The sequence below is a fragment of the Erysipelotrichaceae bacterium 66202529 genome, from assembly GCA_017161075.1.
GTDB lineage: Bacteria > Bacillota_I > Bacilli_A > Erysipelotrichales > Erysipelotrichaceae > Clostridium_AQ.
This window is the reverse complement of record CP046174.1, coordinates 2,456,398-2,470,222: the sequence shown is the minus strand read 5'-3', so window position 1 is coordinate 2,470,222 and position 13,825 is coordinate 2,456,398. Positions and strand designations below refer to the sequence as shown.

General features: G+C 43.7%; 9 protein-coding genes and 1 pseudogene. 9 read left to right on the top strand and 1 reads right to left on the bottom strand.

What is annotated here, in order from left to right:
- The first annotated feature begins 29 nt into the window (after nt 1-29).
- The 8 genes from GKZ87_11755 to GKZ87_11720 all read left to right on the top strand — a co-directional run bounded on the left by GKZ87_11755 (nt 30) and on the right by GKZ87_11720 (nt 10,862).
- Nucleotides 30-2,396 (top strand): DNA translocase FtsK, encoded by a 2,367-nt coding sequence (locus GKZ87_11755; protein QSI26111.1) that lies wholly within the window; start codon nt 30-32, stop codon nt 2,394-2,396.
- A 139-nt stretch (nt 2,397-2,535) separates the two neighbouring features.
- Entirely contained in the window at nt 2,536-3,639 is a 1,104-nt protein-coding gene (locus GKZ87_11750) for a BMP family ABC transporter substrate-binding protein (protein QSI26110.1), read from the top strand.
- Between the two features lie 204 nt (nt 3,640-3,843).
- Entirely contained in the window at nt 3,844-5,385 is a 1,542-nt protein-coding gene (locus tag GKZ87_11745) for an ATP-binding cassette domain-containing protein (protein ID QSI27948.1), read from the top strand.
- Nucleotides 5,363-6,460, top strand: coding sequence for an ABC transporter permease (locus GKZ87_11740; GenBank protein ID QSI26109.1), 1,098 nt, complete (start codon nt 5,363-5,365; stop codon nt 6,458-6,460). The genes GKZ87_11745 and GKZ87_11740 overlap by 23 nt, the downstream gene beginning before the upstream one ends.
- A gap of 3 nt (nt 6,461-6,463) precedes the next feature.
- Nucleotides 6,464-7,417 (top strand): ABC transporter permease, encoded by a 954-nt coding sequence (locus GKZ87_11735; GenBank protein QSI26108.1) that lies wholly within the window; start codon nt 6,464-6,466, stop codon nt 7,415-7,417.
- Between the two features lie 398 nt (nt 7,418-7,815).
- Nucleotides 7,816-9,072 (top strand): insulinase family protein, encoded by a 1,257-nt coding sequence (locus GKZ87_11730; GenBank protein QSI26107.1) that lies wholly within the window; start codon nt 7,816-7,818, stop codon nt 9,070-9,072.
- Nucleotides 9,053-10,330: an insulinase family protein gene (locus tag GKZ87_11725; protein ID QSI26106.1), complete on the top strand. Its 1,278-nt coding sequence runs from the start codon at nt 9,053-9,055 to the stop codon at nt 10,328-10,330. Before GKZ87_11730 ends, GKZ87_11725 begins: the two co-directional genes overlap by 20 nt.
- A gap of 211 nt (nt 10,331-10,541) precedes the next feature.
- Nucleotides 10,542-10,862: a single-stranded DNA-binding protein gene (locus GKZ87_11720; GenBank protein QSI26105.1), complete on the top strand. Its 321-nt coding sequence runs from the start codon at nt 10,542-10,544 to the stop codon at nt 10,860-10,862.
- An 88-nt stretch (nt 10,863-10,950) separates the two neighbouring features.
- Here the strand turns inward: GKZ87_11720 and rpsD are convergent, their stop codons facing one another.
- Complete coding sequence (rpsD, locus tag GKZ87_11715) at nt 10,951-11,553, bottom strand: 30S ribosomal protein S4 (GenBank protein QSI26104.1); 603 nt, start codon at nt 11,551-11,553, stop codon at nt 10,951-10,953.
- Nucleotides 11,554-12,064: 511 nt separating this feature from the next.
- On the opposite strand from rpsD, the pseudogene GKZ87_11710 reads away from it, so the two are divergent.
- A pseudogene (locus GKZ87_11710) lies at nt 12,065-13,018 on the top strand (Rpn family recombination-promoting nuclease/putative transposase).
- Nucleotides 13,019-13,825 lie beyond the last annotated feature (807 nt).

The window sequence follows — 13,825 nt, the reverse complement described above, 5'->3', positions numbered from 1 at the left end:
AGGATAAAAGAAAGGGATAGGAGGCGCTTATGGCGAAATCGAAAACAAGAAAATCGCAGAAACAGAAGCAGATGGTAGAAAATGAAGTTCTGGTCTACATATATTCTCTTGTCCTGATTACCTTGTCGATTATCGGAGGTTTACAGATTGGATTTATCGGAGAGCTGACGACGAGTATGATCAAATATGTGTTTGGGAATCTGTATGGTGTGATTTACGGTGTGATTATTGTACTGTGTATTATGATGATGCTGAAAAAATCCATACGGGATGTTCCAATGAAGTATTTGATCGGCATCGGTGTCCTGCTGTGTGCGTGGATCATCGCTGCCAGTATACCCCAAAATGAAACATTGAAGGGAATGGATATTCTCTCCCGGTATCTGCAGGATTCCATGCTTGTATTCCGGGGAGAAATTGCAGCCAAGGGAGGCCTGATCGGTGCCTTCCTGGTTTCTTTATGTACGTTTCTTTTTGATTACAAGGGAACCTGGATCATTGTCATTGCATTGCTTGTTTTAGCACTGATATTACTGCTGAGCGGTTCCGGCTTTGCCCGGCTGAAAACTGCGGCAGCTTCTATTGTGACGCCATTTGCTTCGATGCGGAAATCACGCGCCGCGAAGGGTGCACAGCGAAGAGAGCAAAGGCAGCAGGCAAAGCAGACAAGAAAAGAGCAGGAGGCACAGCAGCAGGAAAGCAGGAGTATGCTTGGTAAAATCAATATTGAGGAGCGGATAAAGCCCGGGCAGGTGTCCTTTCTGGATATCGATGATGATTTTGATATACAAAGCGATAAGAGAAGTACAGGATTTCTTGCGGATAAGGAGCACGTGCAGGAAGACGATGTGATTGGGGATGCGCTGGATAAGAACGCTCAGAAGGCAGCGGAAAATAAGCGTATCATTGAGGATACCATCGGTGGTGAGGATACCTTTGTATCCAGCTTTCAGGAGGACTGGAGCAGATATAAGCTGCCACGGCTGACTCTGTTAAAGGAAGTCGGAAAGAAAAGCCGTTCCACGGCCAATGTCAGTGCTGCAAATGATGCAGGACGCCAGCTCATTGAAATTCTGGATCAGTTCGGTGTCAAGGCTACGCTTGTCGCGACGCATATCGGCCCGGCGGTTACTAAGTTTGAGGTGAAGCCGGATCTCGGGGTACGGGTGAATAAAATTAGTAATTTACAATACGATATCAAGATGGCATTGGCGGCCAAGGATATCCGCATTGAAGCTCCGATTCCGGGTAAGTCTGCCGTCGGTATCGAAATTCCGAATGTAGAAAAGACGAGTGTCAGTATGAAGGAGCTCATGAAGAATATACCTGACAAGCTTGCGGAGAGCAGGATGCTGTTCGCGCTTGGTAAGGATCTGATGGGGAATTGTGTTTACGGTGAGCTGAACCGGATGCCGCATCTTCTGATTGCAGGTGCAACCGGAAGCGGAAAGTCTGTGTGTGTCAATTCCATCATAACCTCCATTTTAATGCGTGCAAAGCCGGATGAGGTAAAGCTGCTGCTGGTGGATCCGAAAAAGGTGGAGTTTACTCCGTATAAGGAAATACCACATCTATTGGGGCCTGTTATCACGGATGGTGAGGAGGCCAACCGGGCGTTAAAGGTCATCGTCACGATGATGGATAATCGTTATGAGCTGTTTTCTATGGCCGGTGTCCGCAATATTGCAGGCTATAATTCCTACATAGAGGCGCATCCTGAGGAGGGACTGTCTCCGCTTCCGTGGATCGTCGTAATCATTGATGAGCTTGCGGATCTGATGCTGGTTGCTGCTAAGGAAGTAGAGGGCAGCATTCAGCGCATTACACAGCTTGCCCGTGCAGCCGGTATTCATTTGATCGTTGCGACACAGCGTCCAAGTGTGGATGTAATCACCGGTGTTATCAAGGCGAACATTCCCTCACGGATTGCCTTTGCCGTCAGCAGTGCCGTTGACTCTCGGACGATACTGGATCAGATGGGGGCGGAAAAGCTGCTTGGAAACGGCGATATGCTGTATGTCCCGGTAGGGGAAACGGTGGCAACCCGTGTACAGGGCGTCTTTGTCAGTGATGATGAGGTCGCAGATATTTGCGAGTTTGTATCCCGGCAGGGAAAACCAAAATTCGATGATGCCTTTTTACGCCTGGAGCTGCTGGATGGCGGTGTGGGGCCGACAACGAGTGAAACAGGGGATCCGCTTTATGATGAGGTAAAGGAGTTTATCATATCCACCCGCAAAGCGAGTACCTCCTTGATTCAGCGAAAATTCAGCATCGGCTATGCCCGTGCTGCCCGTTTGATCGACACACTGGAGGATAACGGTGTGATTGGTCCAGCAAGAGGCAGCAAGCCGCGTGAGGTGTATGCAAAGAGTGAACAGACAGAGGAAGAATAAGGATGGTTACATTATGTAACCGTTTTTATTTTTGTGAATTTCGTTCAAAATTGTGATAATTCCATTTACAAACGCAGGGAAAAACGCTAAAATAAATATGTAATGAAGAAGCTTCATTCAATAAGGAGGAAATGCAAAAATGAAAAAGTTTTTATGCGTTGCCGCTTCGTTCATGATGGCAGTATCTCTGACTGCCTGCGGAAGCAAGGACGAAGGGAAGAAGGACGATGGGAAAGGTTCTGATTCCAAGGCTGAAGTTGTTATGATTACCGATGTTGGTACCATTGATGACAAATCATTCAATCAGGGTACATGGGAAGGTGTCAAAGCGTACGGCGAAGAAACAGGTAAGAAGGTTGAATATATCAAACCGACAGAAAAATCTGACAATGCGTACAAGGAGGCAATCGATCAGGCTGTCAACAAATATGGCGCAAAGGTCATCGTAACTCCTGGTTATCTGTTTGAACCATCTATTTATGAAAAACAGGATACATATCCGGATGTTAAATTTATTCTGATTGACGGTTATCCAAATGACGGTGCTCAGGAAAATGCAAAATTCAAAACTGCAAAGAATACCGTAGGTATCAAGTATTCTGAGAACGAAGCAGGCTATATGGCTGGTTATGCAATCGTTAAGGAAGGTAAGACTAAGCTTGGCTTCATGGGTGGAATCGCAGTTCCTGCAGTTGTAAACTTCGGTTACGGCTTCATTCAGGGTGCAAACGATGCTGCTAAGGAAATGGATGTAAAAATCGAAATGAAATACAAATATACCGGAACCTTTAATCCAAGTGCTGAAATTCAGTCAGAAGCAGCTTCCTGGTATAAGAATGATACTGAGGTTATCTTCTCCTGCGGTGGAGGTATCGGAAACTCTGTTATGGCTGCTGCAGAAGCAAACAAGGGACTTGTAATCGGTGTCGATGTTGACCAGTCCAATGAAAGCAGTACAGTTATTACATCTGCATACAAGCAGCTGGCTGTATCTGTAACAAAGGAACTGAAAGCAATTGATGATGGAACCTTCCCAGGTGGAGAAAACATCGTTCTTGGCGCAAAGGATGACTCTGTAGGTCTGCCAATGAAGACCAGCAAGTTTGAAAAATTCACACAGAAGGAATACGATGCTCTGTATGCAAAGATCAAAGAAGGCGAAATCACAATCAAAAAGAATGAAGACTTCAAGGATCCTACACAGATCAAGGCTCCTCAGGTAAAACTGGATTATATCAAATAATACGAGAAACAGGCTGTCTGCATACTGTGGACAGCTTTTCTGATTTTTTACAACTTCCTGTTTACGAACGGGTAGAAAAAAAGGTATAATAATATAGAACAAAAGCTTGAAAAGAGTATCGTGAAATAATTCTACGCATAGATGCGGTATCCGTACAGATACTATTTTCACAATGCTCTGCAGGCATATGATTGGAGTGAAACCATGGAATACATCATTGAAATGTGTAATATCACAAAAGAGTTTCCGGGCATTATTGCCAATGACGATATTACACTGCAGTTGAAAAAAGGAGAAATCCATGCATTGCTGGGAGAGAACGGTGCCGGCAAATCCACCCTCATGAGCGTTCTGTTCGGTATGTATCAGCCGGAAAAGGGATGCATTAAAATGAATGGGGAAATCGTCAGCATCAACAATCCCAATGACGCCAACCGACTTGGCATCGGTATGGTGCATCAGCATTTTAAGCTGGTTCACAATTTTACCGTACTGGAGAATATCATCCTCGGAGCAGAGGATGTAAAAAACGGTCTGCTGACGATGAGTGAGGCAAGAAAAAAGGTTATGGGCCTGAGCGAAAAGTATCATTTGAATGTGGATGTGGATGCCATTACCAGCGAGATCACAGTCGGTATGCAGCAGCGTGTGGAAATTCTGAAAATGCTGTACCGTGACAACGAAATTCTGATCTTTGATGAGCCTACGGCAGTGCTGACACCACAGGAAATCGATGAGCTGATGGGCATAATGAAGGATTTGACAAAAGAGGGAAAATCCATTCTCTTTATCACGCACAAGCTGAATGAAATCAAGGCAGTAGCCGATCGCTGCAGCGTTTTGCGCAAGGGGAAATATATCGGAACCATCGATGTGAAGGATACCAGCAAGGAAGAAATGTCGGAAATGATGGTCGGCCGCAAGGTAAATTTCAATGTGGATAAAAAGCCCGCACAGCCAAAGGGTGTCATGCTGGATGTCCAAAATCTGAGTGTTGCCAAAAAGGGTCATCAGGATGTTGTGAAGAAGGTCAGCTTTCAGGTGCATGAGGGTGAAATTGTCTGTGTTGCCGGGATTGACGGTAACGGACAGTCTGAGCTAGTATATGCGCTCAGCGGCCTGCTGGATGTTAAGGAAGGCAGTATCCGTCTTGGAGATAAGGATATTACAAAGGCCAGCATCCGTAAACGGAATCTGGACGGACTGGGACACATACCGGAGGATCGTCATAAGTATGGTCTCGTTCTGGATTATCCACTGTCCTTTAATATGGTTTTAAAGTCTTATTTCACAAAGAAATTCAGCAATCGCGGGTTTCTGAAATTTGCGGATATTACCACGTATTCTGATCAGCTGATTGAAAAATACGACGTCCGCAGCGGACAGGGAAGTCGGACACCGGCCAGAAGCATGAGCGGTGGAAATCAGCAGAAGGCGATCATCGCACGGGAAATCGAAAATGATCCAAAGCTGCTGCTGGCGGTACAGCCAACCCGTGGTCTGGATGTCGGGGCCATTGAATACATACATTCCCAGCTGGTCAAGGAACGGGATGAAGGCCGTGCCATCCTTTTGATATCCCTGGAGCTGGATGAGGTCATGAACCTTGCGGATCGCATCCTTGTCATGTATGAGGGTGAAATCGTTGCGGAGCTGGATCCGCAGCAGACAACGATCCAGGAGCTTGGATTATATATGGCAGGATCAAAGAGAGGGGCAGAATATGAAAAAGCTGATACAGAGTGATGCATTTAAAAACTTCGGCTCTTCCGTCATTGCGATCCTGATCGGATTGTTGATTGGAGCTGTCGTTATCTTTATATCGAATTCCGGAGAGGCACTGAACGGGCTTCGTACTCTGCTTGCCGGCCCAATTGAGGATGGTATGCTGGGAATCGGACGTGTCCTGTACTATGCAGTGCCGATTATCATGACCGGATTATCGGTAGGGTTTGCTTTTAAAACCGGATTATTCAATATTGGAACACCGGGACAATTCATCGTAGGAGCATTTGCGGCTGTCTATATCGGTGTGAAGTGGACCTTCCTGCCTGGCAGTATTCACTGGCTAGTTGCCATTCTCGGTGCTTTTGTGGCAGGTGGTCTGTGGGCTGTTATTCCGGGTGTTATGAAGGCGTATCTGAATGTGAATGAGGTTATTTCCTCTATTATGATGAATTATATCGGTATGTACCTGGTTAACTACTCTGTTAGTCTTGTGCTGTTTGATGCTTTGCGAAATCAGTCACTGCCGGTAGCTTCCACGGCGGTCATACCGAAGATGGGCTTTGATAAGCTTTTTACCGGTTCTCCGGCAAATGGCGGCTTCATTATTGCAATTCTCTTTGTGATATTGATCTATATCGTATTGAACAAGACGACGTTCGGTTATGAAATGAAGGCATGCGGCTTCAATAAGGATGCCAGTAGATATGCGGGTATCAATGAAAAGCGCAACATAATCCTTTCCATGGTAATTGCCGGTGCACTGGCCGGTGTCGGCGGCGGTCTGCTGTATTTAAGCGGGTCCGGAAAATTCATTGAGGTTGTGGATGTGCTTCCGGCAGAGGGCTTCAATGGTATCCCGGTTGCCCTGCTTGGTCTTTCCAATCCAATCGGTGTTCTGTTTGCGGGACTATTTATCGCCTATCTGAATGTCGGCGGTAATTCTATGCAGCAATTCGGCTTTATTCCGCAGATTGTTGATATTATCATTTCCTGCATTATTTACTGCTCTGCGTTATCCCTGATGATTAAGGTATGGCTGTCAAAGCGCAGGAAAACAAAAGAGCTGGGCGCAGTAAAAAAGGAAGGGGAGTAAGCGATGGATACAATATTCTTTCTGGTTCAGCAGACCTGGTTTTTCGCCATTCCACTACTTGTTGTAGCACTTGGCGGTCTGTTCTCTGAGCGAAGCGGTGTTATCAATATCGCGCTTGAGGGTATCATGCTGATCGGGGCATTGTGCGGTATCGGTTTCATTCATATCTTTAACCATTCCATGCCGCCGCAGCTGCTGCTTCTCTGTGCAGTTCTGGTTGCGGGTGCGGCAGGTATCGTGTTTTCCCTGTTCCATGCCTTTGCGGCAATACATATGAAGGCAGATCAGGTAATCAGTGGTACTGCACTGAATACCTTTGCCCCTGCATTCTGTATTTTTATCGCAAGAACCTTCCAGCAGACACAACAGATTCAGTTTGAAAATGTATTCCGTATTGAATCTGTACCGGTACTAGGCTCCATTCCAATCATAGGTGATTTACTGTTTAAAAACACATATATCACTACCTATATTGGCTTGCTGTTTCTTGTGCTTGCCTGGGTGATCATTTACAAAACGCGCTTTGGTCTGCGTCTTCGTGCCTGTGGTGAGCTTCCTCAGGCGGCGGATTCCGCAGGTATCAGCGTATACAAAATGCGCTATGCGGGTACGCTAATTTCCGGCTTTCTGGCTGGTATTGGCGGATTGATCTTTGTTGTTCCGACAAGCAACGTGTTTAATGCTGATGTTGCAGGCTATGGATTTTTGGCGTTGGCTGTTCTGATTTTCGGTCAGTGGAAGCCATTCCGTATCTTCTTTGCGGCGCTGTTCTTCGGCTTTATGAAAACCGTCGCAGCAACCTCCAGCGGTATACCATTTCTGGCAGGACTCAACATTCCTCCATACATCTATAAAATGGTACCATATATCGCAACGCTGATCGTGCTTGCCTTTGTATCCAAAAATTCGGCGGCACCTGCTGCGGAAGGAGAGCCGTTTGACAAAGGAAAACGGTAAGGCTTACGATCGGTAAGCTGCTGGACAGATCATGCAAAAGGCAGACGTTATCTGAAAAAAGTATAAGGGCATCGTGCTTTTCTGGCAGGATGTCCTTTTTCCATACTAAAAAGCTCCTTTATATAGAAGAAAAGAATAACAAAATGTTGCCATGAGAATCCTTTGCTTATTGATTACTAGGCTTTCCATGCGAAAGAAAAAGAGATAAATACTTTGATTACTAAGGAATGCTTTTGGAAAAAGAGAAGGACAAGCTATCATAGGAAGTGAAACAGCTCTGTACGAATCAAGCACAATGCGTTCTTTTTCATCATCAGATGTGGTACAATTAGAATCATGATGCACATATGCATGGTAAATGATTGAAATATGCGCATACTAACACTGGAGGTATGAAAATGCAGATAACAAAAGGAGTACAGCTCCATTTTATGAAAACTGAAAAGTTTAAAGATATCGGTATCAGTATCCGTTTCCGCAGTGAGCTGGAGCCAAAGCTTGCGGCATCGAGATCATTGCTCGCATTGATGCTGTGCGATCGCTGTGAAACATATGATACGAAAAAGAAAATGAGTGATTATCTCGACCTGCTTTACGGCGCAACCCTGAATGCACAGACAGCGGGCTACGGCAGTGCACAGATCGTGGAAATTCGCAGTAAGGTGATTAACCCGCGCTATGTGAAGGGAGAGGAAGGGCTTTTAAAATCCTTGTTTTCCTTTTTACATGAGGTGCTGTTTCAGCCGCTGTTAAAGGAACATGTACTCGAGGAATCACGCAGTATATTAAAGGCAAAAATTGAACGCATGGAGGATGATCCTGCGCAATATGCCATCTCTCAGGGGCTGAAGCTGGCTGGAGAAGGTGACTATCTGGGAATTTCTGCTCTTGGTGATGTCGAAACGCTGATGCAGCTGACACTGGACGACATAAAGCAGGCTTATGAGCGAATGCTGAAAAAGGATATAGTGGATGTTCTTGTATGCGGGGATTTTGATGATGCACAGATGGAACAGCTGGTTAAGCAGTATCTGCCTTTTGTATCCCGTGATGGACAGGTAAAAACCTTTTATACCGTGCAAAATGATTTGCATGATGAGACAAAAACAGAATACCGTAACATTACGCAGAGCAGCATCATGGTGGTATGGTTCACAAATACCGCGATAACGGATGCGGACTATTATCCGCTGCGTGTCGCAAATGCGATGTTTGGTCAGTACTCCACATCTCTGCTGTTTCAGGAGGTGCGTGAGAAGAACAGTCTCTGCTATTCCATCTATTCCAATCTGATATCTTATGATGCAGCCCTTGGTGTAACCACTGGTGTGGAAAAGGAAAATATTGAAAAGACGGTCGCCTTGATCCGCAAGCAGTTTCAACGCGTATGCGAAGGGGATTTTGAAGATGATCTGCTGCAGGTTTCCAAGCAGATGATTATCAATTCCCTGAAGGCAAGCAAGGATTCCATGAATTCACTCATCGCTTTGCAATATCAGAATGTATTGCTGGATCGCGAGTGGGATACAGAGGATATCATAGAAAAAATCACACAGGTAGAGCGTGCGGATATCCTGCGTGCAATGAAGGCCTGTGAATTGAAAATGACATTTATACTCACAAAGGAGGATGCGGATGAAAACAATCACGAATAAGCGCTATGGTGAAAGCTATGTAGAGGAAACCCTGGAAAATGGTCTGCATGTTGTTTTATGGCAGAAGCCGGAGTACGAAAAGTCCTTGTTCATGATGGCTACTCCATTGGGGGCAATGGATATGAAGCAGGTGAATGAGCAGGGGAAAGAGCTTCATTTCCCTGCGGGAATCGCGCATTTTCTGGAGCATAAAATGTTTGAAATGGGCGATACCGATGTCATGGATCTGTTTTCGCGCATGGGGGCAAGTGTGAATGCCTTCACCTCCTATACGGAGACAGCTTATTATTTTTCTACTACATCCGATGTGGCAGAGCCCTTGAATCTGCTGCTGGATTTTGTACAGGAGCTGGATATCAGTGAGGAATCCGTTGAAAAGGAAAAGGGTATCATCATTCAGGAGCTGCACATGTATAAGGAAATGAGTGATTCCAGATTGCTGATGGAAACCTTCTCCTCCTTGTATCAGCAGCATCCTCTGCGCTATGATATCGGCGGGGATGATGAAAGTGTGAACAGCATCACCCTGCAGCAGCTGCAGGACTGCTATCAGCTGAACTATCATCCAGGCTCTATGATTTTGGTCGGGGTCAGTAAAGAAGATCCAAAGAAGTTGTTAGAGCTGATCAAAGAAAATCAGCGAAAAAAGAGCTTTGCTCCGATTTCCAGTGTAAAACGTCTGGCATATACAGAGCCTGAAGAGCCTGCCAGAGAATCCTTTTCCTTCACGATGGATGTCAGTGTACCAAAGCTTTCCTATGCCTGCAAGCTGCAGGGAGTGGAGGATGTGTATGAGCGTACCAAAGCGGAATGGTGTATTAAGATTATGCTGGATGCTGTATTCAGCTCTTTAAATCCAAAATTTCAGCATTGGCTGGATAAAGGTATTATCAATGACTACGTTGGCAGTGAGGTTGATCTTGGTAAGGACTATGGCATGGTGATGTTCTATGCGGAAACAAAGAAAAAAGAGGAATTTCTTGCCATTGTTAAAGAATCGCTGCATCGTATCGCTGCGGCAGATATTTCACAGGAGCTGCTGGATCAGTTGAAAAACCGGTATTTTGGTCAGTCTGTCCGCAGCTTGAATAGCTTTGATGATATTGCTATTACCTATGTCCGCAGCTATTTTGATCATGCAGATTTCTTCCGTATTCTGGATACACTCTATGAGATCACCCTGGAGGATATCCAAACGGTATGCGCAGCCTTGAAGGATGCACATACGACACTGGTGGAGCTTCTGCCGGAAAAATGAGTGTAAAAAATACTCTATTTGTCAGAAAAAGCGATGAATACTCCCGAGAAGGAGCTGTCATCGCTTTTTTTATAATTTCAGTAAGGGAAAAAGCAAATAGTGCGGTTTGCGCAAAATGATAGAAGCGGCGATAATAGAGAGGTCTTAGGAGGGATGTCCATGCGGTGATAAATAAACAAGGTACATAAATAGAAAGGACAGGTAAGCAAATATGAACGTGATAGCTTTTGTAGGCGAATTAAGCGAATTATCCGATATTCGTACATCTGCTGCAGGAAATCGTTTTGCGACGATGACAATTCGTGTTCAACGCCCCTTTGCAAACAGTGAGGGTGTGTATGAATATGATCATCTGAGTATCATGCTTTGGAAGGGGATTGCGGAAACGGCGATGGCCGCTGCACAGATCGGTGACCATGTATCCGTGAAGGGCCGTCTGCAGTCTCATACCTTTGAGGGGCAGGACGGCAAACTGCATCGCAGCTATGATTTGATTGCAGAGCATGTTTCTTTTATCAAAAAGGAACGCTAAAAAGGGAAGGGGGATCATTCCCTCTTCACTGCAATAGCTGTCATGACAATATTATAAAAAAAATCCGGATAACCGGATTTTTTTAACATTATCTGTTGTAGAATTCTACTACCAGCAGCTCGTTGAATTCAGCGTTCAGCTCACTGCGCTCTGGCAGACGAAGGTAAGTACCCTTCTTAGCATCCTTGTCAACATCAACGAATGCTACAGTGTTCAGTGTTGCTTCCTGAGCCTCGTTAATTGCTTTCATGCTTTTAGATTTTTCTTTTACTTCCACAACCATACCAGGCTTTGCGATAAAGCTTGGGATATCAACCTTCTTACCGTTTACCAGAATGTGTCCGTGGTTAACCAGCTGGCGAGCAGCACGGCGGGTACGGGCAAATCCCATACGATAAACCAGGTTATCCAGACGGGATTCCAGCAGACCTAAGAAGTTGTCGCCGGTAACACCCTTCATTTTACTTGCTTTCATAAAGGTGTTGTAGAACTGACGCTCGTTCAGTCCGTACATGAAACGGATTTTCTGCTTTTCACGCAGCTGCTGTCCGTAGTTTGTTAATTTTACACGTTTCGTAGGCCCGTGCTGACCTGGTGCATAAGCACGCTTCTGAAGCTCTTCTCCGGTTTCCAGAATTGAGAAACCAAGACGGCGGGATGTTTTCCAAACCGGTCCATTGATTCTTGACATGAAATATCCTCCTTATTGTTTTATGGCTATAAAACAATAACAGGTACAAACCATTTCTACATGGTGTTCATACTCACGGTATCTTCGCTCAGCAGTAAGTTACACAATACCCCGCAGCAAGCTGCGTCATGAACGCTGTATGTAAAGCATTTGCATTCTGCTATCCATTTTACGCCACTTTACTATAACAGAACGTGTTTCGGATGTCAAATAGAAAATTTCTTTTCTTGTACAATTCATGTTATTGTTCACCGATGCATAAGAAACAGCTTTAATTTCATAATACATAAATGAATGACTTGGTTAACAGTCTGGTAAAAGAATCGAGCAGATGTATTTTTAATGGCCAATAACATCACTTGAAAATATAAATTATGAAATATATAAAGAATTTTTCTAATTTTTTAGGAGTTTTATATTTTCTTTACGTATGTAGTAGTGTAAAGCATAAGACTGTATACGAAAGGATGTGAAGAATATGCTTACAAAAGATGTAATAGAGAATAAAGAAATGAAGGTAGAGGTGCAGGAACGACTGAAATATGATAACGATATTTTTTTTAAGTTCGCTCTTGGCACAGAGGATGAAGATGCTGCGTTTATCCGTAACACCATTATTGAACGAGTGACAGGAATCCATCCTAAGGAAAGCACCGTATTAAATCCAAATCTGGATCCTGCCATCCTCAAAAAGAAAAAAATGGTGTTGGATATCCGTGTGAAGGACAGTGAAGGAAGAGAATACGGTATTGAGATGCAGACTACCTATCCAAAGCAATCAGAGTTGAAACGCTTTGAACTGTATGGAGCCAGAATGTTATCGAATCAGCTTGATAATGGAGAAAGGTATTATGATCTTCTTCCTGTTTATCAAATCATCTTTCTTGATTCCTATGCGGAACACACGAAGAAGTTAATTGATGCCTATCAGATGAGAAATGAGGAAGGCGAAGTAGAAAGTAAGCGCAGTTTAATGAAGAGGATTTACATCTATCTGCCGGAGATAAATGCAATCGTCAAGCGCAAAGGATTTGAGAAGCTGAATGACTTTGAACAACTGTGCTTCCTGTTTAAAAATAATGATGAAGATGGTATACTAAAAACAGAGGAAAGGCTGGTGAAGAAGGTAATGGAAAAGTACAGAAAATTTCAAGATGCAGAAGACCTCTGGTCGATAGCGATGGCAACGCAGATACAGGAACAGCGCGAAAAAAATGCCATTTTGGATAGTTTCAAGGATGGTGTTGAACAAGGGATCGAGCAGGGAATTGAATAGGGTATTAAACAGGGGCAAAAAGAGGGTGAAAGAATGCTGTTAAATAGACAAATGGTAAAGAAATATCATGAAGACTGCTCAACATGGCTATGTTCTTTGACAACAGAACAGATCGATCTTGTATCCAATTTGTTATTCACCTGTGATACCTTACAGGAACTAAAGAATCAGCTTACGGGCAACAAATAATACATATAAAGCTACATAAAAAAACTGTTTTATGTGAACGAAAACAGTTTTTTTAATGCGGATTTTATACGAGATGTTTATGAAACAGAGCCTCAGAATATGCAGATTTTATCAGGGAATACAGTATAGTATAAATAAGAGCAGGTAATCATGCTCTTTAGATTCATTTGTTATCCATTCTATATAGGTGATTCATAACATTAAGATAAGATAATGTAACTATTCACCGAAAAACCTGGCTAGTGTTAACGAAGTATCAGAATCCGTGAAAAGGAGCATAGAAATACTACAGCAGGTCTTTCTCTAAGGCGCTTTTCATAACGCTCTTTCTAAATTCTATCTTTTATGAGTGAATAGCAACCAATTTATAAGACCACTGTGCAATGACATGAAACGGCAGGTACAAATCGATACAAAGATATTACTAGAGATACCGGCTTTAAGTATTACAGGGTTTTGTAATTATGAAGCGCTTTGTTTTTTTTGGTAATGGTAACGCACTTTAATCACAATATCACTGTCGATCGCGAGCGCATATGAAAAGTTCACTGGCTCTTTATTATTTCTCAAATCCTTATAAAAAGCTGTGAAAGCCTGCAGGAATACGTGTTGTGCTAAATAATACTTTGATATGGTTAGGGAGGAAAGCAAGGTAAGAAAGGTATATCTTATAAAGCGGCACACTGCTTTTAATAATAAAGATGGATTGCAATACAAGGCTGATAAAAAGCAGACTACCTGCTATTGTACATCTGCAGCTATGAACATGCTTTCTTTTCCTTTATTATATTATAATCTAGATTATAA